Here is a 786-nt window from a genome sequence, read left to right on the forward strand (position 1 = left end):
CCGTTATTCGGCCCAGCGTCCTGCTGCTGACGCGCAACTGTCTCTACGGATCACAGAGCTGGCACTTGAACGCCGGCGATTTGGTTACCGGCGGATCTGGCAGTTATTGCGCCGGGAGGGCCTTCACGTCAACCATAAGCGGGTTTACCGCATCTATCACCTTAACGGTCTGTGTGTAAAACGCAGGTGCCGCCGTAAGGGTCTGGCGACTGAACGGCTTCCGCTTCTCCGCCCGGATGCGCCGAACATGACATGGTCAATGGATTTTGTCATGGATGCACTTGCCAGCGGCCGCCGGATTAAGTGCCTGACCTGTGTGGATGATTTCACGAAAGAGTGTCTGACGATCACAGCCGCTTTCGGGATTTCAGGTGTTCAGGTCACGCGGATTCTGGACAGCATTGCGCTGTTTCGTGGATATCCTGCGACAATAAGAACCGATCATGGTCCGGAATTTACCTGCCGCGCGCTGGATCAATGGGCCTTTGAACATAGTGTTGAGCTGCGCTTAATCCAGCCAGGCAAGCCAACTCAAAACGGATTTATTGAGAGTTTTAACGGTCGCTTTCGGGATGAATGCCTGAATGAGCACTGGTTCAGCGATGTTCTTCATGCCCGGAAAATCATTAATGACTGGCGGCAGGACTATAACGAGTCCAGACCTCATTCATCGCTGAATTATCAGACGCCATCTGAATTTGCAGCAGGCTGGCGAAACGGGAAACATGAAGAAAAACCCACCGACATTACTAACTGAAGGTTGTATCTAATACTGGGGGCTGGTCA

Annotated in this window: 1 protein-coding gene; it reads left to right on the plus strand. The window is 52.5% G+C overall.

Annotated elements, in window-relative coordinates; translation table 11 throughout:
* On the plus strand, positions 1-757 hold a 757-nt coding region (locus tag QLG08_RS01420), incomplete at its 5' end, for an IS3 family transposase (RefSeq protein ID WP_282472783.1).
* Positions 758-786: the final 29 nt, after the last annotated feature.

The organism is Pantoea sp. V106_11 (assembly GCF_029967885.1).
Lineage (GTDB): Bacteria > Pseudomonadota > Gammaproteobacteria > Enterobacterales > Enterobacteriaceae > Pantoea > Pantoea ananatis.